This is a genomic window from Labrenzia sp. PO1 (assembly GCF_012273635.1).
GTDB lineage: Bacteria > Pseudomonadota > Alphaproteobacteria > Rhizobiales > Stappiaceae > Roseibium > Roseibium algicola.
In genome coordinates this window covers 574,298-596,938 of the sequence record NZ_JAAXCR010000003.1, presented here as the reverse complement: position 1 = coordinate 596,938, position 22,641 = coordinate 574,298, and the positions used below count along the sequence as shown (strand labels likewise).

Below are 22,641 nucleotides of genomic sequence, written 5' to 3'. Positions count from 1 at the left end.
CACAGGGCGCGGGGCGGTTTGCCGCCTCAGCCCAATTCGAACGTTGTGATGCCGTAGAGCTGGTCCAAAGGCAGATCGGGTGCCAGGCCGCGATACATGCGGAAGGTTTCGAATTCCGGTGACAGCTCGTATTTTTCCGCCATCAGCAATGCTGCCGCATTGGGTTCGGGCGTGTCGAGGATAATGGTCTGCCCTTTGACCTGTCCGGCAAGTGTGCGGAACAAGGTATCGGCAATTTCCGGCTCATCCGCGAAAAGGGGCCCGATCTTGTAGCCTTCGTGGCACTGGCGGATAATGCCGTAGCCCCTGACATGACCATCTTCGACAAAGGCAAAGCCGCGGCGTGTTTCCAGCATGGGGGCGGCCCAGGTTTTCAGAAATTGCGTGCGTTCTGCCGGAAAGAAGCGCTGGTCATAATCACGTATGCCGGGAAAAAGGCCATGACCAAGTGGTGCAAGGCGCGGGTCCATGGGCGTATCGCACATTGAGATGCCGGCATGCCGGATGTTCCGGTAGACTGATTTGAACCCGTGCTGGGCATAACTCGCAGTCTGCTCATTTACCGCATCCAGACCGATGACCCGAGACCCCAGATATGCCATTGCATGGTCCCAGATCCGGTGGCCGTATCCCATGGTCCGGAATTCGGGCTTGCAGATATAGAGCCCGATGAAGCCGAATGTATCACCGTAGCGGACTGCCGAAATAACGTTGATCAACTTTCCGTCTATTTCGCCGGCAAAATACCCGTTCGGATCGGCTGTGAAGAATGCTGGGCCGTCTTCAATCCCGGGGTTCCAACCTTCCTCCATCGCCAATTCGAGTGGAATGTGAATCTCACTTTCCTTCAGCTGGCGAATCCTGAACGCGTCTGTCATCTGACCTCCCGAGCATTTGCAGGCTTTTGCAGCAGCGTAGGATGACTCGAAATGAAAAGAAACACTTGCCTGAAGTGGCATTCCCTCGGCTTTGCCCGAACAGCTGACGGTTGCTGATGTCGTCTCCCTTGCGTCGGAACCACAAGTGTGCATCACTTTCCCTAAGGGTATTTGATCGACGGGGGCGCCGGACGCTTTGGAGCCGGAAGTGCCTCCGTGTGAGTTCCATCACAGACAGGCAGCAGCTCTAGCGCGATAGTTACACGCGGATTTAAGCGCTGAGGACGTTATGCAGAAACGGGATTATCGACCTCTTGCCACACGAGTTGGCAAATCTATGACCTCCACCAAGCCTGTGGGCCGGTTGAGGAAAGCTGTCAGGATGGGCCTTCTGAGCCTGCCGGTGGGTGCTGCTCTTGCATTGCCTTCCGCCCAGGCGATGGCACAGACCGAGGACGGGCGCAGGGTTGCGCTGGTCATCGGCAACCAGGAATACCAGTATGTGACCCCGCTGGAAAATCCCGTTACGGACACGACGGAAATCGCCAGGATCCTTCGGGAGGCCGATTTTGATGTGACGATCGGCACGGACCTCAACAAGAAGGATCTGGAGCAGGTCGTACGCCGGTTCCTGCGAGAACTGAATGACGGCGACACGGCGCTGTTCTACTATTCCGGTCATGCGCTTCAGGTTGGCGATTCCAATTTCATTCTTCCTGTCGACGCCAAACTGTCCTCTCAATACGACCTGGAATTCGAAAGCCTCAAGGTGTCCCATCTGCTGGACTACATGAAGGCCGCTTCCAGCCTGCAGATCGTCATGCTTGACGCCTGCCGGGACAACCCGTTCGAAATCGCAAGCCTGTTTTGGGGCGAGGAAGAATATTCGCTCGGAAAGACCAGAGGGCTGCGCCGGATTCCGAACAAGCTCGGCACATTCATCTCCTATGCCACGCGTCCTGGTCAGGTTGCCTACGACGGCAAGGGGCCGATGAGCCCGTTCACCTCTTCTGTGGTCGAAAATGCTCTTGATCCGGCGCTCGAGATCAAGGACCTGATGACCAAGGTTCGCGATGACGTGGTTCGCAAGACCGGCGGCCAGCAGATCCCATATGAGGATTCAACGCTCGTCACCAGCTTCTATTTCGTACCGCCCAAACCGGCTCCGATCGTGACTGCCCATCACAGGGTCAGTGTATCTGCATCGGCTGAATCCGTTCCGATCAGCATCCCCGAACCGGTTCAGCCGGAAGGTGGAACGCTGAAGGCGAAGCTCACCTTGCTACCTGAAAAAGGTACCTTGAAGCTGCCGGGAGGCCGGGCCGTTGCTGAGGGGGACGTGATAGATGCGGCAGAGCTTGCCAGTCTCGAGTTCTTTCCGGAAGGCTCGAAACCCGGCGACGTGGAACTGATCTCCTACGAAGTAGAGGACCAATGGGGTGGTTCTGCATCCGCGATCGCCTCAATTACGGTCGCACAGGCCGAAGCGCCGGTGCAAAACGAGCAGGTGGAGGAAAACCGCACAAAGCGGCTTGAAGCTCTCCTGTCATGGCTGGGCAACACGGCCTCAAAGGGAGCGGTAGAAGCTGATATCGGCACCGGCCCCGTAAACGTCTATCCGGATGCGCCTGTCGAGGATCTGCCGGCAACAAGCGACTGGCTGAAGGTTGTCTCTGTCGATACGGACCTGCAGCTTGCTTCCGATAACCGCTTGCTGCAGGCCGGCGACCGTTTTCCTGTTTCTGCGCTCGCGACATTGACCGTCCGCCCGCAGATCGGCAGCGAAAGTGAAGCGCGGAAATTTGCTCTGGAATTGCCGGCTGTCGAAGGAACGCCTGCAAGAACCATCACGCAGATCGTTCAACCCCGTGTAACGCAATGCGATCGCCTGGCAACCCAGCCTTTCGATTTGCAGGCGGTTACGGAAGGACGGCTCGCCAACGATCTTGATGCGGCGGCTGTGGATACGGCCTGTGCCGAAGCGATGGCTGCCTACCCGGAGATCGGCCGGTTCGTCTTCCAGCGCGGCCGTGGAGCATTTGCCGCCGGTAACCTGCAACAGGCTGTCGGTTACTTTGAACAGGCCTACCAGATGGGACATGTTCGTGCCGGCCAGGTGCTGGGGCGCATGTATTTCCTGGGTGCGGGGATCGATCGTGACCGCGAGAAAGCTGTCGACCTATACCGCAAGGCTGCGGAGCGGGGAGACGCCTATGCTCTGCATTCGCTTGGTATGGCCGAGATCAAGGGCGAAGGCACGGCCCAGAACGAAAAGGACGGCCTGGACAAACTGCTACAGTCGGTGGAGGCAGGCCACACGTTCTCGTTCAATGCCATTGGCGGTTTCTACCTCAATGGCCAGCATGTGGAAGAAAACATCGACCGCGCCGTTTATTACTACAATCGCTCGGCATCGCGGAACGACATTTATGGCTACCTGAACATGGGGACGCTGTACCGCGATGGTAAAGGTGTGCCGCAGGACTATGAAGCAGCACTTGGCTGGTTCATGAAAGCACATGAAGGCGGGCATCCCGCAGCAGGCACGGCTATCGGACTGCTTTACTACAATGGCCAGGGTGTTGAGAAAAATGCGGAAGAGGCAACTCGCTGGTTCCGTGAAAGCGCCCAGCGCGGAGATCCCTGGGGTGCATTCAACACCGCGTGGATGCTTGGCCAGCAAGATGGCGATGCCGCAGGCCAGGACCGTGTTCGCATGCTTGCCATGGCTGTGGCTGTTGAACCGTCTTCGCAGGCTGCCGAGCAGGCAAAGACCGCTCTCGGCGATGCGCGGAAAAACCTCAAGGCAAAGGTGTTGCAACAGACCCTGACCGATCTCGGTTTCGATCCAGGACCGGTTGACGGGCAGCCGGGACGGAAAACCCGTGAAGCCCTGGCCGACTTCTTTGAAGCCTCTGGACGGGCGCCTTCTGAAGGCGATGAGGCCCTGATTGCACTGGTTAAGCATCAGTGGGAACAGAACCGTCCCAGATATGATCTGTTTTAATCGCTGAGGGAGATATTCAGATGAAATCGTTCTTGTACTTATTGCCGGTCACAGGACTGCTGACGCTGATGGTGGCAGGATGCCAGACACAGCAAAACCCGGCCCCGCAAGCAGTCTCACCCCCACAAAGTGCAAAACCAGTAACACGAACAAAGACGACAACAAGCCCAACTTCTTCGCCTGTGTACGATCCCATCAATGATCCTAGCGCACGGGATCGGGATAATGGTGGAGGCGGCGGCGGCGGCGGTGGCGGGGGCCCAAGTGGCGGCGGCGGCGGTAGCTGGGGCTAACCTCGCACAGAAAAGGTAACACCGATGAATGTTCCATTTGGCCTGGCGTCCGGACGATATTTCTGGGCCAGAATGTGCGGCCTGTTTCTTATCGCAGTGAGCTTTGGCTCGACAGCGGAAGCCGGACAGTGGCGAGCACTCGTTGTGGGCGTCGACGCCTATCAGCACGTTTCTCCCTTGAAGGGGGCGGTCAATGATGCGCGAGACATCGCCGAAACACTGACAGCTGCCGGTGTTACCGATCTGACCACGCTATACGATGCCGATGCGTCGAGGCAGGCAATCCTTTCGTCGTGGCAGGATCTCATTTCCCGCGCGGATGCTGACGATGTTCTTGTTTTGTCCTATGCTGGACACGGGGCGCAGGAGCCCGAGTGGGTAAAGGGTTCGGAAGAAGACGGCATGGACGAAGTCTTCCTTCTGGCCGGTTTCGATATTGCTGCTCCGGGTAATGGCGAGAGACTGCGAGACGATGACATCGCCGCAATGCTCCGGGCTGCTGGTGGACGCAGTGTTCTGGTTCTCGCAGATAGCTGCCACTCGGGCACAATGACCCGATCCGTGGACCCGCGTATCACACGGCTGGGGACGCGGCTGGTTGGTTTACCCCCGTTCGAGAACGACGCTCTTCGCTCTCAACCTCTTCCGCCGATGCTGGCCGGAAACGCCCCGCAGTCAGGCGACGTTCAGGACCTTCCCAACGTCATTTACGTAGGCGCTACTGTCGATGGACAGGTCATCCCGGAGCTTTTGATTGCCGGTGAACCACGCGGTGCCTTGAGCTGGGCCTTTGCGCGCGGTGTCGAGGGAAGGGCGGATCTGGATCGCGATGGCGGTATCTCCATGGATGAGCTCAGCCTGTTTCTCAAGGAAACCGTGCGGGTCGCAACGGAGGGGCGCCAGTCGCCCAGCCTGACCATGAGCGGTGACAGCCGCGCCGCTGTCCTGCCGCGTGTCAACGAGCAGATATTCGCACATGAAAACGGCGTCTTGACCCTGTCTGCGAGCACCAATGCTGCCACGCCGGTATTGCAGAAGCTGGCCGGCAAACAGGTGGGCCGCCTGAAGGTCGTTGAAGATGGGACCGCGGATCTGTTCTGGGATGTGGAAGAAGGCGACGTCCTGACCAAATTTGGCGACGTGGTGCTGCGCGGCAAGGCGACCAACATCGACCGGTTTTCCGATGTTGTGACCAAATGGGGTTTTCTGACCGATCTTTATGCCCTGTCGCGTGAGCGCCAGCCTATTGAAGGAACACTCCAGCCGTCAGTCGGGCATATCCCTGAAGGAGATGCGTTCAAGGTTGGTCTTAAATCGGACCAGGCAGGCAATATGGCCGTGTTCGCACTGGAAGCAGACGGCACGCTTCGTCTGCTTGCCCCCAACAAGAAGGCAGACCCGCTTGGCAAGGACACCACGGTTCAGGCAGCCAAGCCTTATGTGTTGAACTTGAGGGCTGCCCTGCCGTTCGGTGCGGACCATATCGTTATGGTACGGGCGGCCAAACCGATGCCTCAATTGGTCGGCGTATTGGCTGCACTCGATGGCAAACCTCTGAGCGCCGAGCTGACACCTAAATTGCTTGAGTTGATTGGCCAGTATGCAGATGCCGTGGGTATTGCCGGTGTCTACACGGAGCCCGCCGGCTGACACGCGAGGTCTCCTTCTATCTTGTTGCGCTTGAAAAGAATTTTTGTGACCATGGCCACACTCATTTCGCCATCCTCTGGTAATATCGAACCATAGTCAGCGCTGGGCTGCATCGAAAAGGCCGGGCGTATTTAGAATGACCAGGGAATCAGGAGCCCTTCATGAAACGGATTTTGAAGCATGCCTGTTCAAGGCGAAGTTTGCAGGCCACGAGTGCTCTCGCGGGTCTGATGTTTGCGCTGTCCGCCGGATCTGCACTAGCGGATCCGATTGCGCTGGTGCTGGACAAGTCGGAAGGTGTTGATGTGTCCGCGTTTACCGAGCTTATGCCTGGTGACGTAGTCGATCTCGGCGCTACCGGACATGTTGACCTGCTGGACTATTCCGCGTGTCAGGAAGTCAGGATTCAGGCCGGTGTGCTCAAGGTATCTTCCGAGGGATACACCGCAGAAGGTTCTGAACAGAAAGTTCTGAGAGCGGGTAACTGCTTGCAGGCAGACAGCGGAACCGACAGCGAAAAGGCTGACAAAGGTCTGACCGTCACGCTGCGTGGCCTTACACTGGAAAACAAGAAAGCTGCGTCATTGATGCTGCGGTTCGACAACAAGCTGCGCGATCAATACGACACGGTGTTTGTTTCCTTTGGGGGCGGTGAACCCAAGCGCTTCGATATGCTCGACAATATTCTGACCGACATGCCAAACCGTGAGCCGGAAGACGAGGCCGTTGAGGTTGAGCTGTTCCTGCAAGGCAAGGCGCCAGACTATGGTGTCGTCATGCGCACGATCACCATTGACCCGGTCCAGGTTGGACGGAAAACCGCTGTCGTCATCGTGAAATGATATTTGGCGGCCGGTTCGCGGACGCAGCCATTGGACGAAAACAGCTCATCTTGCTCATCGCACTCGTTGCGGTAGGGGCTGGGATCGCCATCGGTTTATCCGCTCAAAAGGCCATCTGGGAAGGGTGGGTGACAGACCGCCTGTTCCAGATCAAGGCCCTCATGGACAACAAGGAGCAGGCAGGTCCTGCACCTGTTGTCGTGGTCGGCCTCGATCAAAAAGCGCTTAACTCCGACCGGTTGGCACCAATACCGCGGGTTCTGATGACCCCGGTTCTGGCAGAGGCCGGACAAGCCATGCTGAATGCTGGCGCGGTGGCGCTGGGCTATGACTTTGTATTTGCCTATAGTGCGGACGGCTTTGTGGATCCCAGCACCGGCGAAGCCAGATTGAAAGGCTTTGACCTGGCATTTCAGCGGTTCCTCTATCAGAACCGCGGCAAGGTGTTCATTGCTCACACCGAAATAGGCGTACCTCAACGCATGTTTTCCGCTGCAGCCGGTGAGGGCGGTGTCAGGTCGGTTATCGTTTCAACTGACAGCGACGGTGTGGTGCGACGACACGAGCCGCATTCACCTCTCACCGCTTCGCCACATCTGATCGATGCGCTTTTGGGTATCGCAGGTGTCGAGGTCGCTGAAACCTACATTCCGGTGCCATCCGCCCGCCTCGCAACGTCCGTTCCGTATCTTTCGCTTATCGACGTTCTGCAGCTTCTGGAAAGTGAAGAGGGCAGGCAGGAACTTGCCCGTTTTGCAGAAGGCCGCATCGTACTGTTCGGCGGGCTGTTGCCGTATGAAGACGAGCATCTTTTTTCTGACCGTTTCCTGCCTCATCTGCCAGAACAGCTGGCAGAAACGGGGCCAAGCGGGCGACCGCGCGTACAGCCGCAAACCGCCGGTGTATTTGTACTGGCCGATTTCATCGGCTCGCCTATCGCCGGAAGGATCGTGACCGAGTCCCCCGCTGGTCTCGTCCCCGCATTTGCGGTCATCTTTGCCGTGGTTGGCACGCTCGCAGGTCTGTCGCTTCCGCTGGTGGTCTTGCCTGTTGTGGCTATCGGCGGAGTGCTTTGCGGACTGGGTGTGAGCCTTGGCAGTATGGAGCTCGGCATGTTTCCTTCGCCAGGCGTTGCTCCGGTTGCCTTCGTCACCGCGACAATCATCGCGGCTGTCGGGAAGGTCGGCATCCTGCAGCGCCGGCAGAGGTCTCTGGTGAGGCTCTTCGGTCACTACCTCGCCCCGGATGTCATCAAGCTGATGGCGAGTTCCGAACAGTTGCCGGCGCTTGGTGGGGAAACCCGGCATGTCGTCGTGGCCTTCATCGATATCGTCGGCTTCACCAAGATGTCGGAAAAACTCGCCGATAAGGATGTGGTGCGCGTGGTCAATTCCTGTTTCGACAGGATCGGACAGGTGATCACCGCTCACCAAGGGTATATCGACAAGTATATCGGCGACGCGATCATGGCGGTCTGGAACGCACCCAATACGGTCGAGCATCCCGAAAAATCGGCTGTCGATGCCGCAACAGAAATCATAAATCTGCTAGACAGATTGCGCGAAATCACCGGACAACCACCGCTGGACCTGCGCATAGCCCTTAACGCCGGACCGGTTCTGGTGGGCGACATCGGTGGTGAACATCGCCGTTCCTTCACCGTCATGGGTACCACCGTCAACACGGCAAGCCGGGTCGAATCCGTTGCCAAGGACCACAAGGTTCGTCTCGCAGTCAGTCAATCGGTCGCCGAGAAACTGCCTTCGTCCTATCCGGTTGCTGAGATCTGGAAAGGACAATTGCGTGGTCTCAGTTCCGACATCACCGTTTACACTCTGGATCTACCTGAAATGTACATGGAGCCGGAAGAAAAACGGACGATCGCGCGGCAGGAACAGGACAGGAGCAAGCTGGTCACGTTTCCGCGCTCCTGACGAAGCGCTTTCAAACACAGCATTTTTTGCATCTTTCCCAATCATCCGGCATGATCGGGATATTGATTTTCGGCAGCCTGAGCAGCTGCGCCGCTGCGCTTAAGGTCTCACAATGGTCCAATGGCCTGAAAACCAAAATCCGGGTGCTCATCGCCCAGAGTTTGACAGGACCGTGATCCGTCCGTCGCAAAAGGCGCCACAAGCTGGCCCTGCCGCTACACCACCACCAAAGCCAGGAGCTGCGCCGGCCAAGGGGGCGGCTCCGAAACGGTCACCCATTGTGCTTTATGCTGCAATGGCCATCGGGTTCCTGGTGCTGGGCGGTGCTGCTGGCGGCATTGCCCATCTGATCTCCTCCGGCGCGATATCCCTGTCACCTCCCGAGGAAATCGGGTTACAGGATATCGCCGAAGCGGTGTCGGACAGCGCCTCTCCGGAAAATGCTCCGCAGCAAGATCCGGATGAAACCATCGCCAATGACCAAGCCCTGGAACAGGATGTTGATGACACTGCGTTGACCAACGAGGAGGATCTCGATGTTCCAGCCGATCCGTTTTTCGACATGGCGCTCTCTGCAGTCATTCCGTTGGCGGGCGACCCGGTCCTTTTGAAGGATGGTGCCGCCAATCGGCGGATAGACTTGTCGGAGCGTCCAGTGCCAGCCGCTGCGATCGGGGACGGTGCTGCGTCGGTACCGTCTGTTGCCGCATACGTGCTGGACAGCCAGATGCTGGACGATGACGGTAACCTGGTTATTCGCGCACCGGGTAGTGAGGCGGACTTTCAGTTCGGCAATTTCGGGGGCGGGGATGAAGCCGAGGGCATAGTCGTTGAAGAAGATGCGCAGCCCGCGGACGATGGTTCTCCTGATCTGCCGGTGTTTCTGAAACCGTCAACTGACACGTTGAACCTCTATCTCACCGAGCGTCCCATCGGTCAGGGGCCCAGCCGGGTCGAAGTACGCGAGGAGGTAGCAAAAGCGGCTACGCTCAAGGATTTCCTGAAAGGCAAAGGGTTTGACGAGGAAGTCCTGGATTCGCTGGTGGAATTCGTCAAGGACAACTTTGACAAAGGCGATTTGGTCGCAGGCGACAAGATCGCGGTGCGTGGCGTTCGCATGCCGAACAAGGTAGGCCGGATTGGCGATTATTATCGGCCTGTCCAGATTTCGATCTACGGCCGGGAAGGGTATATCGGTACAGCCGCCTATTCGGTCGGAAGAGATGGGGACGGGTATGTAGCCGGCGCCGATCCCTGGTTTGGCAAGACGATCGTGGAACAGAAGATCGCGGGTGAGGAGGCAACTCAACCTGCCAACTCGCATCGCTTGATCGACGGTGTTTATGCCACCGCAGTCCGCAATGCCGTGCCCGCTTCTATCGTGGGCGAGGCAATCGCATATTTGGCGCCCATGACCGACCTCAAGCGGTCGATCAAACCAGATGAGAGAGTCACTCTGGTATTCACGGACAGTGCTCGAGACGAGAAGCGTGGCGGCGGCAGGGTGCTCTTTGCCGGTGTTCGGCGTGGGGACGACTGGTCCGTTCGCTGTTACGTGCTGAAAGCGCCCGGTAATCGCGGTTTTGCCTGTGTGAACGAAGGCGGCAAGGTGAGCTTGTCCGGCGCCATGCTTGTCCCGGTCAAAGGTGTTCTGACATCGAAGTTCGGCATGAGATTTCATCCGATCAAGAAAACGGAACGCCTGCATGCGGGTGTCGATTGGGCGGCCCCCACTGGAACTGCGATCCACGCGGCTTTTTCCGGAAAGGTCACCTATCGCGATGTGCGAGGCGGTTATGGCAATTTCATTGAACTTACCCACAAGGACGGAATTACCAGCCGCTACGCGCATATGCATGAATACGCCGATGGCATCCAGCTAGGGTCTGTGGTTCAGGCAGGTGATCTGATTGGTTACGTCGGAACTACGGGACTTTCCACCGGACCGCACCTTCATTTCGAAATCAGACACAGGGGAGAGCCGACAGACCCGTTGGCCTTTGAAATGGAGACGGGAGCGGAAGCACCGCAGTCTGTCGGGGGCAAGGATCTGCAGGAATACCGGACGGTGATTGCCGACATTTTGAGCGTGCAGTGAAACAGGACTTGCGGAAGCGCTGAATTACGCCAGACTGTGATCCAGGTCCCAGTATTTGTCGCAGGAACGTTCATTCTGGCAAGAGTGTAACAACGCACGAGGCTGCCATGACCAGACCAGCTGCCCGCCTGGGCGATTTTCATATGTGCCCGATGACACCCGTTCCGCCAGGGTTGCCGATTGCGCCACCCTGCAAGATCAACGTCCTGATCGGTAAGCGTCCTGCTGCGAGAATGACGGACCTTTGCGTGTGTGTCGGCCCTCCGCCCGCAAATGTCGACCCCATTATCATGGGGTCGCTGACTGTTCTTATCGGAAGTTTGCCCGCGGCCCGCATTGGCGATCCGACAGCCAAGGGTGGCGCGATCACGACCGGGGAATTTACCGTTCTTATCGGGGGCTGAACCAGGACCAGCGACAATCAGGCAGATTTCCGGGCAGAATCGAAACGCCGGACAGGTGGGAGAACCTGTCCGGCGTTTTTGTTGGTTGATGTCAGCTGGCCGGCTCGATTTCGATACCGGTTTCCGTCGCTTTCAAGGTCACACCCTTCAGTTCTTCGCCGTTCATTTGCGCCGTGAGGAACGCACGCGACAGCTTCGGCAGAAGGTCGTTGGTCAGGATGTTGTCGATCATGCGGCCACCGCTGTCCGGGTCGCGGCAGAGTGAAACGATATGGCTCACCACGTCGTCGCCATAACTCAGCACGGCATCCCGGTTCTGCTTGACGCGTTTGACAATACGGTTGAGCTGAAGCCGGACGATGAACCCGAGCATGGATGGCGACAGCGGATAGTAGGGGATGGTCACGATACGGCCGAGCAGGGCCGGCGGGAACACGTCGAGCAATGCTGGTCTCAAGGTTTCCGCGAGCTTCTCCGGATCCGGTGCGTTCGGGTCGGTTGCCGCAAGATCCGGATCACTGGAAACCGGCGCATCCAGCATGTGACTTGCTGCATTCATGATGATGTCAGTGCCGACATTCGAGGTCAGCAGTATCAACGTGTTGCGGAAGTCGATCTTCCGACCCATTCCGTCTTCCATCCAACCCTTGTCGAAGACCTGGAAGAAGATTTCGTGAACATCCGGATGAGCCTTTTCGACTTCGTCCAGAAGGACGACCGAGTAAGGCTTACGCCGCACGGCTTCGGTCAGCCGGCCGCCTTCGCCATAGCCTACATATCCCGGAGGAGCGCCTTTGAGACCGGAAACGGAATGTGCTTCCTGGAATTCGGACATATTGATGGTGATCAGGCTTTCCTCACCACCATAAAGGGTCTCGGCAAGGGCCAGGGCGGTTTCGGTTTTACCAACACCGGAGGGGCCGCACAGCATGAACACGCCGATGGGCTTGTCCGGATTGCCCAACTGGGCGCGGCTGGTCTCGATGCGCTTCGAGATCATTGCCAGGCCATGGGCCTGACCGATCACGCGCTTGTTGAGGCTGTCGGTCAGCGTCAGGATCGTCTGCATTTCGTCCTGCACCATTCGGCCGACCGGAATGCCGGTCCAGTCGGAAATGATGCTGGCAACAGCCTCATCGTCTACATAGGCATAGACCATGCGATCATCTTCGGGGATTTCGGAAAGCTCAGTGCGCATCGCCTGGAGCGCTTCGCGAATGGCGTCTTCGTTGGTCAGGTCGACGTCAAGTTCAAGCTCGATCTCGTCGATCGGAACTAGAGCGGGCTTGTCGTGCTGCGGATCTTCGATTGCCTCGCTTTCCGGATGAGGCGCAGGTTCAACACCGCGAAGCTTTGCAAGAGCGGCATTCAAACGCCGGATTCCGGCTACCAGTTTCCGCTCGTTTTCCCACTGATTGCGGACAGTCTCAATGTCGCTTTCGGTTTCCGTAATCGCGTTGGAAAGTGCCTCGAGCTGTTCCTGATGCTCCATGCCCAGTTCGGCATCGTTGGTCAGGGCCTTTTTCTCTGTCTCCAGAAAACCTTTTCGGGCAACCAGGTCCAGCAACCGGGCCGGCTGTGCTGCTTGCGAGATGTTGACGCGTGCCGAGGCGGTGTCGAGAACGCTGACCGCCTTGTCCGGCAGCTGGCGTGCTGGAATGTAGCGATGTGACAAAGATACCGCTGACCGCACAGCGCTATCGAGGATGCGAACCTGGTGATGATCTTCCATCGGGCCAAGCAGGCCGCGCACCATGGCAAAGCACTTTTCCTCGTCCGGTTCGTCAACCTGCACGGGCTGGAAGCGCCGTGTCAGGGCCGGGTCTTTTTCAAAATGCTGGCGGTATTCCGACCACGTCGTGGCTGCGACGGTCCTGAGTGTGCCGCGGGCAAGTGCAGGCTTCAGAAGGTTGGCTGCATCGCCCGTTCCGGCAGCGCCGCCGGCTCCGATCAATGTGTGGGCTTCATCAATGAACAGGATCGTCGGCACGATGGAACCATGGACGGCATCAATGACCGCGCGCAGACGTTTCTCGAATTCGCCTTTCATCGACGCGCCGGCCTGAAGCAAGCCGAGATCCAGCGCACAAAGGCGGGTGCCCAAGAGCGCGGGCGGAACATCCCCGGCAACGATTTTCTGTGCAAAGCCTTCGACGATAGCCGTTTTGCCGACCCCGGCTTCGCCGGTCAGGATCGGGTTGTTCTGGCGGCGGCGCATCAGAACGTCGATGACTTGCCGGATTTCTTCGTCGCGGCCGACGATCGGATCGAATTCCTTTGCCCGCGCACGAGCTGTGAAATCTACCGTGAACTGGCTGAGTGCATCCTCCCCGGGGCCGCCTGCCGCGAGCGGCTCTGCGCCCGGTTCGCCTGCTGCGCTACCGGAGGCTGGACTTGAACCGTCGATGGGCCTCGCCCGCACTTCACCGGATGATCCGGCGATGGCATCCAGGTTGTTCGCGATTTCATCGTGCTTGAGCTTGTTGAGAGCCTTGGACAGCTGGAAAAGCTGCGTGCGGGTGCTCTCTTCGCCAAGCATGAAAAGAAGGACATAGGCCGTGCGGATTTTGTAGTCGCCGTATGTCAGCGTGCCAACGAACCAGGCTCCTTCCAGCGCTTCGCGGAAAGGCTTGGACATGGACGGAAGTTCGGTCTGATTGATCTTGAACTCTGCAAGCGCGGCCTGCAGGTCCTTGTCCAGGGTGCCGAGATCGACGTCGAAATGCCGCAGAATATGAAATACATCAGAATTTTCGTTGCGGATCAGATAGTAAAACCAGTGGACCAGCTCGAGATGCCGGTGGCCGGCATCCTTCGTAAGCCTCATGGCCTTGTCCAGGCTGTCGTAGGCAGTTGAGTTGGTCTTGTTGACAACTTTTTCAACCGTAATGTCATTCATAATATCGGTCCTTCAGACTTGAGACCTATTGGTAGACTGTGGTGTGGCGACGCACAGGCCGGAAACGGGTGTCGGTAAGCATTTCTTCTTCTTCGGCCTCCAGGTCAGTATCGTCGTCGGGGCCGGAAGCGGCCGGCTTCAGCCAGCCGATATGTCCAAGCGTTGCGGAGTTGTTGGCATCCATCCGGACAGCGGATGCGCATCTCTTCGGCAGCGCAAGTTCAATTTCATATTCAATTTCCAGACCCAGATAAAAATCGATGAGGTCGAAAAGCTTCTCTGTCCAGGGATTGGGTCTTGCCCGGGTTGGCGGGAGAAACTGCCGATATTCCTCCAGACTGCTCGTGAAAATCCTGATCCGGATCTTGTCACTCACACTATAGACCTTGGATCCAACGATCGTGTCGGCGCCAAGTTGCCCGGCTCCGCCTGGCCCGAAACCTCCAAGCTTGAGCTGATCGTCCTTGTCCAGATGCAGCCACGTCCCGACACATTGATCAATCTCTACCCGGACATCGAAAACGCCCGTGATGAGGGCCTTCAGACGAGCGGCGCTCTTTGTCTTGGGGGCCATAAGGCCCGCGTAGAGCAGCTTGAGCCGATCGTCGATCCTGTCGAGGTCCCGGTAAAACGGGGTGCCGATGCCGATCGCCGACCCGAGATAGGCGAGAAACCGGTCGTCGTCTGGACGGTCATGTTGAACGATCGGTCTGGCATCGGCCCACGCGCGGTAGAACAACTGCACGAAGCGGTTGTTGAACAGGTCAAGGAATCTTGGAAAACTGTCATCGCCTCTGAGTCCGCGCATGATCGCTTCGTCGGTATAGGCGGATGGCAGAGCGCCTTGCGGTCCAAGCAAACCAAGGAAGCGTTCCAGCAAGACCAGGCCGCCGTCACCGTCCTTTGTCGCACGCTCAATGGTCGACGTGGCGAATTCGCTGGACGGGTCCTGACCGAAGCGAACGATGTCTTCCATCATGCGCCGGCTCTTGCCGATCCTGGGTGGAGCGGGCTCATCGGCGTTCTTCGGCTTAATTCCGCTTTCTGATATTCCCGGAGCGGTCTGGCCTTCGAGCATTCTCAGCACTGCCAGCAGATCATGTCCACCTGGATGCTTCTCGATGCGGTCCCCAAGGGCTGCAAGCAACGACGCGTATTGCTGCTGGACCGGCACCTCGATACGCGGGCTTTCCGGTACTGCGTCCTCAGCTGTTGGATCAGACGCAGTCTCTTCGGCCTGCGTTTCAATCACCTCTTCCGTAACCTCGGCAGGGGTCTCCGCCGGAGGATCGATTTGTGGGACAGGCGTTTCTGGTTGGGTGTCGGCAGGTGAGGGAGCGGCGTGTTCTGGCGATGTGATCGCGGCAGATTCAATCGCGGGCGATTTGAGCGCGGGCGCTTCTGTCTCGTCCGCAGGTGTGTTGTTGTCCTGCGGTTTTACGGTCCAGATATCGTCAGCGTCGGCCTTCTCATCAGTCTCGACTGCCGTCGCCGTCTCCTCTTTGATCGGCCATGCCGGGGCCTTCCGGGAGGATGAAGGCACAACGGTCTTGTCCCGTGCAACACGGGTTTTCGTCAGATCCTTGTCTGCCGGACCGCTCATAGAATTCCTTTCGCACCGATCCGCGGAGGCCACTTCATGATAACGCCGCGCTCTGTCGTTGCGATCACACACTGCGTGAAGTGATTGATGGAGGCGTATTCGGCGACAAACCGATCTAGGACAGCCCCCATCAGAAAGGCACTCGCCCCTTCAAAAGCCTTGTCATCGAGCGTGATCGTGATTTCGAGCCCCCTGGCGACACCTGTCCCGGACTTCTGTTGCAGGCGGCGCACAACTGGCCTTGTCGAAACCGACCGAACCGACTGGGCCTGCCGGTCTGCTGAACTGTCGGAAAGTGGCGCGAAGACGCTCAGCACATCGCGGAAAGACCGACCGTCCTGACCTGCCGCATCGTGCACAAGGCCGGTATGGTTCAAGGCCAGAATGTTAATGAGCCGCCAGGCAATAGCGCCAGCGTGGCCCTGTTCGCCTAGTCTTTCATTGTAGGAAAGAAGCGGCGGCCTCGGGGACGTCGGTCCGGCGACACAATCTACCTTGAGGCCGATATCCTCCAGTATGCGGAAATCCCCAATCTCGGACTTGTCCGGGTTGGTTCCCACGGGGAGATCTGCGGCTAGCGACCGGTTGGATGCCAATACCTTCAGTGATAGTTCCGAAAGACGTTTCTTGCCGGTTTGCAGCAGGGCGGCAGCCTGCGCTCCGCTTGAGATAGAGATGAAGGTTTCTGTACCTATGTAGTGGCTCGGCTGCATGCGCCGGATTTCGGAAGACGACTGGCGTCGCGGCAAACGACGAATGGTATAAAACCACTCGTGACCGGCTTTTTCAGTGTCTGGTGCAACGCTGTAGAGCGGCTCTACCGGTCGTTTCTCGCCTCCTGAGAAGTGGGCGGAAACTTCAGTGACGGCATGCACTTCATAATCCAGTGGCCGTGTCCGGTCCGTTATGACAGCAAACTCGTGCTGCCCTTTCTTGATCGGCACCCGGTCAGTCTGCCTTTCGAACAAGTTGACGGCCGGCGCTGAGTGAAGCGCGAAAATCTTGCGTTCAACGTGAGCAGGCAACCGGTTTTCTGCTTCATCGAACACGAAGACCAGATCGAATGCTTTTGCCTTGACCCTATCCAGGTAACGGCGCAGACCCGTCAGACGGAACCCGAGGAAGCTGCGCGGAAAGTTGAAATAGTCGCGCAAGTGATCAAAGCCGGTGAACAGGCGCAAGTCGTTGTGCAAGAGGGAATCTTCTTCATCGAAACCCAGCTGCTCGATGGCATCGACGGGCAGGCGCTGCAGGCTGGCCTGACCGAAGGCGTCCTCGGTACGGATGTAGAGCGCGATTGTATGTCCGAAGATCTGTTCATAGACCTTCGCAGCCAGATCCAGAGGTCCGATCAACCGGACGGGAAGTGAATCGATCCGACAGCCGGCCACCTGGTATTCAGGTTTCTTCAAGGCTTCTTCGGCTGAAACCTCGTTTTCCGGATCCTCGGACATGCGGTGTGTGAACGTGATGGACAGACCTGCGCGCGTGCGTCTGTCTTCAGCCATCTCCGCACCGAGACCGGAGACCTGCGCAGCTGAGCTCAGGTACTTTGCAGATGTCAGCTCCAGGGGTGTCAGCGTAATAGGAGAGGTGAGAGTGAACCTGCAGCGAACCTCTCCCTGGCGTTCACGGAAGACGGCCTCCATGGGAGCATGGCGATCGACCTTTATGCCGTTGCGCAAATTCGCGTCGCCATATTTCGGCGTCACGCGGGCAAGTACCAGAGAGGGAATGGGTGCCAGCGCAGTTGGATATAGTTGTTCGAACAGGTTGGAAGTGAATTCGGCGAACTCATGCTTCATTTTCAGCTGCACGCGAGCTGACAGGAAGGCAGTACCTTCAAGCAATCCGGACAGCATGGGGTCGGAACGATCTTCCAGAAGCCCACCCAGGCGTTCTGCTACAGCAGGATAGGCCTCCGCGAATGACGCCCCTTGTTCTCGCAGGTAGGTGAGTTCCTGATTATAGAGGTCGAGAAATTCCCGGTTCATGCAGTTGCCCCGATGATCTTGATACGGCCGAAAGCAGGGTCGACGTCGGCTACGAATTCACTCGCGACCCGGATCGGATCGCAGCGTATTTCTGCCTTGATGAGAAATCTTACCTTGAAGGTATCGCTTTCGACCTTGTCGTCGCGCTCGACCTTGAGCGTGCGCGGGTCCATGCGCGGTTCGAAATGGATGAGGGCCTGTCGGATGTCTTCGGCAAGTCGGTCAATGCGAACGCTGTCAACAATATGGACAGAAAGGTCCGGCAATCCGTAATTGATGATCGAACTCTCAACTTCCGGAAAATCGGAAAGGTCCTGAGTGGAATTGAGGTTGACCGTATTGAGAAGCGCCTGCAGATCTTGCCGGACTTCGGAAAGCAGCGTGTGTTCAGAGACACCGTAGGATCTGGAAAGCCGCCGACCGGACCTGAGGTTGGCGCCGTTCTGTGCTTCTTTTTGCCTGTCCTGAGCGGCCTTGTAGTCTGGGTCGTCCATTGCACGGAAGGCCCACATCAGCGGGGAGTGCATTTTCACATTTGATTTAGCCATCGGCCAAGCCCACGCTGACTGCTGCCCCGGAAATTCCTAAGTGTGACCATGGCGGTGCCGCTTCGAAAGTTGAAAGTCTGCATCGCCGGTCCAAACCAAAGAAGGCTGCCGCGCCGAAGCGCGGCAGCCCTGCAGGCCGAAGCCTTATTTCTTTTCGTTTGCTGCAATGTCCCAGGCAAACTCAGGGGCTGCGCCCTTGGAGCCGTCCGGCTTCTGTTCGGTGTAGATGTACTTGTACTCACCGAAGTTCAGCGTGACGCTCTCCGTGATGCGATCGTCGGAGCCACTGCCGCCGGTCGAAACGTTGGTCACGATAATGTCCTTCATTTCGAGCTTGATGTATTCCAGCGGGTTATCACCGGCAGCTTTGCGAACAAAGAGAGTGCCTTTGGTGATATGCTTGCCGGTCGACACGTGCTGCAGAAGCACAGGGGTGGATTTGTCGACGAACTTGGTGATGCTCAGATCCTGGAAGTGTGCCTTGCCGGAGCCGGAGCCCGAACCCATGTGGGTGGTGCCGGACTGGGAAGCGCCCCAGGACCAGGAAAGGACGTCAATCTTGTCCTTATGGGTCTTGTCCTGTGCTTCGCCTTTGATACCTTCAAGTTCCAGATAAAAATCGACGGCCATTTTAATAGATCCTCTTGGTTGTTGAGGGCCAGGTAAATGTTCCTGGCTCAAACTCTGCTATTCCTGACAACTACCTCGGACCTCGCGGTCCAAACCCCTAGGCGCTTGCGCACCTTGTTTGTACCTCCGCCCGGGAAAACCGGGCTGCATCCCGTGGGATGCATGCCGGGGGGCAGGCTGCCGCCCCGCCGGCAATTTGTGAAATCAATTACCGTCTTGCGGAATGCGGGACGCCAGGCTCATGCCGATGTCCATGCCTTCCAGCTGATAGTGCGGACGAAGGAAGAACTGGGCCCGGTAATATCCGGGGTTTTCCTCGTCGGGCACGATAGTGACCTTGGCTTCCCGCAGCGGCTTGCGCGCTTTGGTTTCCTCGGTCGAGTTGTCCGGATCACCATCGACGTAGTCCATGATCCAGTCATTCAGCCAACGCTGCAGCTGCGCCGATTCCTTGGTCGAACCGATCTTGTTGCGCACCATCACTTTCAGGTAGTGGGCGAAACGAGTGGTCGCGAACATGTAGGGCAGGCGGGCAGACAGGTTGTCCGATGCCGTTGCATCCTTGCCGTCCGGTCCGGAGAACTGGCGCGGTTTGAAGACGGACTGAGCTCCAAGGAAGGCTGCCTGGTCCGTATTCTTGCGGTGGATCAGCGGGATCAGGCCCAGACGGGAGATCTCGTGTTCGCGCCGGTCGGAAATCGCGATTTCCGCAGGGCACTTCTGGTCCACACCGCCATCGTCGGTTTCAAAGACGTGGGTCGGCAGGTTTTCCACCAGACCACCGCTTTCGACGCCGCGGATGCGCACAGTCCAACCGAATTCCTTGTAGGCACGGTTGACGTTGGTTGCCATGGCATAAGCCGAGCTCATCCAGGCGTAATTCTCGTGGCTGTCTTCGCCGAACTCTTCTTCGAAGGCGAATTCTTCCACCGGGTCGGACTTCGCACCGTAGGGCTGGCGAGCCAGCACGCGGGGCATTGTCAGACCAAGGTAACGGGAGTCCTCGGATTCCCGCAGCGTCCGCCACTGGGCATGGATCTCCGTATCGAAGATCTTCGACAGATCACGCTTGGCCGGCAGTTCCGTCCAGCTGTCCATCTGCATCAGTTGCGGATTGGCTGCTGCCAGGAACGGTGCATGGGCTGCCGAAGCGATCTTTGCCATGCCGCGCAGCACGGTGATGTCCTGCGGGTCGTAGGAGAACTCATAGTCACCCACGAGACAGCCGTAGGGCTGACCACCAAGCTGGCCGAATTCGGCTTCATAGATCTGCTTGAACAGCGGGCTCTGATCCCACTTGGCGCCGCGGTAGCTCTTGAACACGCCTGCAAGTTCTTTCTTGGAGATGTTCAGGAACTGAAGCTTGAGCGATGCGTCGGTTTCAGACTGGTGCACGAGGTAATCGATCCCGCGCCAGGCACTCTCAAGTGTCTGGAACTCCTCGGCGTGAATGATCTCGTTCACCTGAGCCGTCAGTTTTTCGTCCAGCTTCGCGATCATCTCATCGATCGTGTCGTAGACGTCTTCCTTGATAAGCGCCTGATCGGACAGGGCTTCGGCGAGGAAGGTCGACATGGCGTTGTCAACCAGCTGATTGGCCGTATCGTTTTCGTTCTTGATCCGGAAATTCTGTTTCAGGATCGAGGCGAACTCCTCGGGGCTCTTCTCAACCGCAACTTCGCCAGCTGCTGCGCCACTTGCCTGGGCGCTGGTATCGGTGCTGCTCATTTATGCCTCCTCCGTGCCGTCGCCGTCTGCCTGCTTGTCGGCGGACGATGCCTTGTCGGCTTCGATTTTCTGAGCAAGTGCCTGCATCAGGGCCGGGTCCCGGGTCAGCTCCTCGAGCTGGGAGATCGCCTGGACACGTCCGTCCATCATGGTGCGCAATGCAGCCAGGCTGCGGCGTGCATCGAGCAGCTTCTTGAGTGCCGGAACCTGTTCGGCAACGCGTCCCGGGGTGAAGTCGTCCATGCTCTTGAAACGCAGCTGGACGCTCATTTTGGAGTTTTCTTCGCCGGACAGCTTGTCCTTCACGGTGAAGGAGGTGCCAGGTTCAATTGCTTCCATGCGCTTGGAAAAGTTGTCCATGTCGATGTCGAGGAACTTGCGGTCATCGATATCGGCTTTTTCCACGCCAGGGTTGTCGCCGGAAAGATCGGCCATGATGCCCATGACGAATGGCAGTTCCACCTTCTGTTCCGCGTCAAACGGATCTTCATAGAAAATGTGGACCCGCGGAGGTCTGTTGCGCTTGATAAAGCCTTGCCCGCTGTTCGATGCCATTGTACTTGCCTTTCATTTTCATGACCCAGAAGAAAAAAGGTCAATTTTAGTCAAATACTAGCGCGTAACTCTTGTTTGCTAATTGCTGTACTTAGGTCGGCGCTGCGTTTCGTTGATATCTATGTACTGCGTTTCTGGGGAACGGGAAGTGATCACGGTCACATGATCGATGGTTTATTTTTTCTCGAAATATTGAGGACCCGTTGGCCATTGGTGTCAAGTAAGAAGCTGAAAACCCTAGGTAACATAGGGGTTGTAATGGCAGTTGAATCAGTCCTCCTCTGGCCTCAGGAAGAGGTTGAGAAGACCGGTGAATGAACCGGAACTCATATTCTGCGCCTCGTCCAGCAAAAGGGGGATCGGGCTGGTGGGTTCATTGGAAGAATAGTAACCCTTGACCGCCGCAATACCCTTCATGGCGTCACTTCGGCTTTCGATCACCATCACTGCGAAATCATCAATTTCGCCCAGTTCCCGGTCACCACCGTCGTTCAGGTCGATGAGTCGGTCGTTGGAAAGCTGTAACCCGCTCGCACCCAGAATCAGCGCTACGTCGTCGAACCTGCGCGGCATCAGTATTTTCAAGGCATCCAGGTAGGACTTGCCGACGAGGCCGCGAGCCTCACGCACCAGAAACAGTGCCGGATGTGACGGTTCGCGGCTGGCGAAATAGTCTTCGACAGCATCCAGAATCAGTTTTGCCTGGGCGGCATTCTTGATTTCTGATTGAGACGCCTGCGACGTGTCGCCTGCTGCCGCCTCTGCTGCAGTATCTTCAGACGAAGAGACCTCCATCTCTTCAGGGGAGAGGCGTCCGAGCCGCTTGTTCAGTTCGGCATTCATCTCCTTCAGGAGAGTGGACAAGGCCTCATAATTGGGAGGAGCTGCTTTCGCACCGCTCTCCTTGAGCTTTTCGGTGCACAGCTCGGCTATGGTCTGAAGTTCGTCCGGCAGGTCTCCAAGGTCCTTGAGGATCTCGTCAATCGCATCCTGCTCGAGTTCACCCGATGTCAGTGCAGCCTCAATCGCACCAAGTGAGATTGTATGCTCATCCGGACGTGCCGTGGCATCGCCGGCCGCAATCTGGATGGCGCGATAGCTGATGGGCCCTGTCCGTCTGGTTTTGAGCAGGGGCGCTGCTTCCAGCGGAAGAACGACCGTGGGCCTGTTGTTGAGGGATTCGAGCGCTCCGATTCGTTCCATGTGGCCGAAGTCGGCATCGCTTGGATGGACGTCGTCCCAATGGTTCTCCAACAGTTTGCGAATGATGCGAATCGAGTTCGCAAACGTATGGACTTGACCGCTCAGCAGACCGAACTGCGCGAGAATGACAAGCAGTCTCAAGTCTCTGGACTGCTTCAGGAAGCCGTCCATCTGCTTGAAGAGGTCGGTAAAGTCGATCTCGGATCGGTCGAATTCGCTGAATCGCTCCGGCAGCAATTCCTCACACGAATCCAGAAGCGCGGCAAAGGCGGGTTCGGTATCGTAGAGGTCCGGCCCGCAGCCAGCACCCGGCGCTACTTCAGTGCCGTAGGTTTCCGGATCGAAATTCATTCGTGCTCCCCAGCCCGGTATGCA

15 protein-coding genes are annotated in these 22,641 nt (G+C 57.6%); 6 read left to right on the top strand and 9 right to left on the bottom strand.

Annotated elements, in window-relative coordinates; translation table 11 throughout:
* Window positions 1–26: 26 nt before the first annotated feature.
* Window positions 27–878, bottom strand: a complete 852-nt coding sequence (locus HCG46_RS17715) for a GNAT family N-acetyltransferase (protein ID WP_022999381.1) — start codon at window positions 876–878, stop codon at window positions 27–29.
* Window positions 879–1,260: 382 nt separating this feature from the next.
* Here HCG46_RS17715 and HCG46_RS17710 point away from each other — a divergent pair, with 382 nt between their 5' ends.
* The 6 genes from HCG46_RS17710 (at window position 1,261) to HCG46_RS17685 (ending at window position 11,106) form a co-directional block, all read left to right on the top strand.
* Window positions 1,261–3,885 carry a caspase family protein gene (locus HCG46_RS17710; RefSeq protein WP_168686953.1) on the top strand — a complete coding sequence of 875 codons (2,625 nt, stop codon included), beginning with the start codon at window positions 1,261–1,263 and terminating at the stop codon, window positions 3,883–3,885.
* A gap of 317 nt (window positions 3,886–4,202) precedes the next feature.
* On the top strand, window positions 4,203–5,828 hold the full coding sequence (locus tag HCG46_RS17705) for a caspase family protein (RefSeq protein ID WP_168686952.1): 1,626 nt from the start codon (window positions 4,203–4,205) through the stop codon (window positions 5,826–5,828).
* A 161-nt stretch (window positions 5,829–5,989) separates the two neighbouring features.
* Window positions 5,990–6,670, top strand: coding sequence for a hypothetical protein (locus HCG46_RS17700; protein WP_208984155.1), 681 nt, complete (start codon window positions 5,990–5,992; stop codon window positions 6,668–6,670).
* Window positions 6,667–8,604, top strand: coding sequence for an adenylate/guanylate cyclase domain-containing protein (locus tag HCG46_RS17695; RefSeq protein ID WP_168686951.1), 1,938 nt, complete (start codon window positions 6,667–6,669; stop codon window positions 8,602–8,604). Before HCG46_RS17700 ends, HCG46_RS17695 begins: the two co-directional genes overlap by 4 nt.
* A 280-nt stretch (window positions 8,605–8,884) precedes the next feature.
* On the top strand, window positions 8,885–10,702 hold the full coding sequence (locus tag HCG46_RS28685; protein WP_168686950.1) for a M23 family metallopeptidase: 1,818 nt from the start codon (window positions 8,885–8,887) through the stop codon (window positions 10,700–10,702).
* Window positions 10,703–10,809: 107 nt separating this feature from the next.
* Window positions 10,810–11,106 (top strand): PAAR domain-containing protein, encoded by a 297-nt coding sequence (locus tag HCG46_RS17685; RefSeq protein ID WP_031268781.1) that lies wholly within the window; start codon window positions 10,810–10,812, stop codon window positions 11,104–11,106.
* A 91-nt stretch (window positions 11,107–11,197) separates the two neighbouring features.
* On the opposite strand, the gene tssH is transcribed toward HCG46_RS17685, so the two are convergent.
* From tssH to HCG46_RS17645, 8 genes are all read right to left on the bottom strand, one after another.
* Window positions 11,198–14,005, bottom strand: coding sequence for a type VI secretion system ATPase TssH (gene tssH / locus HCG46_RS17680; RefSeq protein WP_168686949.1), 2,808 nt, complete (start codon window positions 14,003–14,005; stop codon window positions 11,198–11,200).
* Between the two features lie 25 nt (window positions 14,006–14,030).
* The gene (gene tssG / locus HCG46_RS17675; RefSeq protein WP_168686948.1) at window positions 14,031–15,608 is read right to left on the bottom strand and encodes a type VI secretion system baseplate subunit TssG; all 1,578 of its coding nucleotides are present in this window, start codon (window positions 15,606–15,608) and stop codon (window positions 14,031–14,033) included.
* The gene (gene tssF / locus HCG46_RS17670; protein ID WP_075282573.1) at window positions 15,605–17,602 is read right to left on the bottom strand and encodes a type VI secretion system baseplate subunit TssF; all 1,998 of its coding nucleotides are present in this window, start codon (window positions 17,600–17,602) and stop codon (window positions 15,605–15,607) included. The genes tssG and tssF overlap by 4 nt, the downstream gene beginning before the upstream one ends.
* On the bottom strand, window positions 17,599–18,150 hold the full coding sequence (gene tssE / locus HCG46_RS17665) for a type VI secretion system baseplate subunit TssE (protein ID WP_022999369.1): 552 nt from the start codon (window positions 18,148–18,150) through the stop codon (window positions 17,599–17,601). Before tssE ends, tssF begins: the two co-directional genes overlap by 4 nt.
* Window positions 18,151–18,294: 144 nt before the next feature.
* Window positions 18,295–18,780 carry a type VI secretion system tube protein Hcp gene (locus HCG46_RS17660; RefSeq protein WP_022999368.1) on the bottom strand — a complete coding sequence of 162 codons (486 nt, stop codon included), beginning with the start codon at window positions 18,778–18,780 and terminating at the stop codon, window positions 18,295–18,297.
* Window positions 18,781–18,984: 204 nt separating this feature from the next.
* On the bottom strand, window positions 18,985–20,508 hold the full coding sequence (tssC, locus tag HCG46_RS17655) for a type VI secretion system contractile sheath large subunit (protein WP_022999367.1): 1,524 nt from the start codon (window positions 20,506–20,508) through the stop codon (window positions 18,985–18,987).
* Window positions 20,509–21,063, bottom strand: coding sequence for a type VI secretion system contractile sheath small subunit (tssB, locus tag HCG46_RS17650; protein WP_022999366.1), 555 nt, complete (start codon window positions 21,061–21,063; stop codon window positions 20,509–20,511).
* Window positions 21,064–21,333: 270 nt separating this feature from the next.
* A complete protein-coding gene (locus HCG46_RS17645) occupies window positions 21,334–22,617 on the bottom strand; it encodes a type VI secretion system ImpA family N-terminal domain-containing protein (RefSeq protein WP_055653998.1) in 1,284 nt (427 codons plus the stop codon).
* Window positions 22,618–22,641 lie beyond the last annotated feature (24 nt).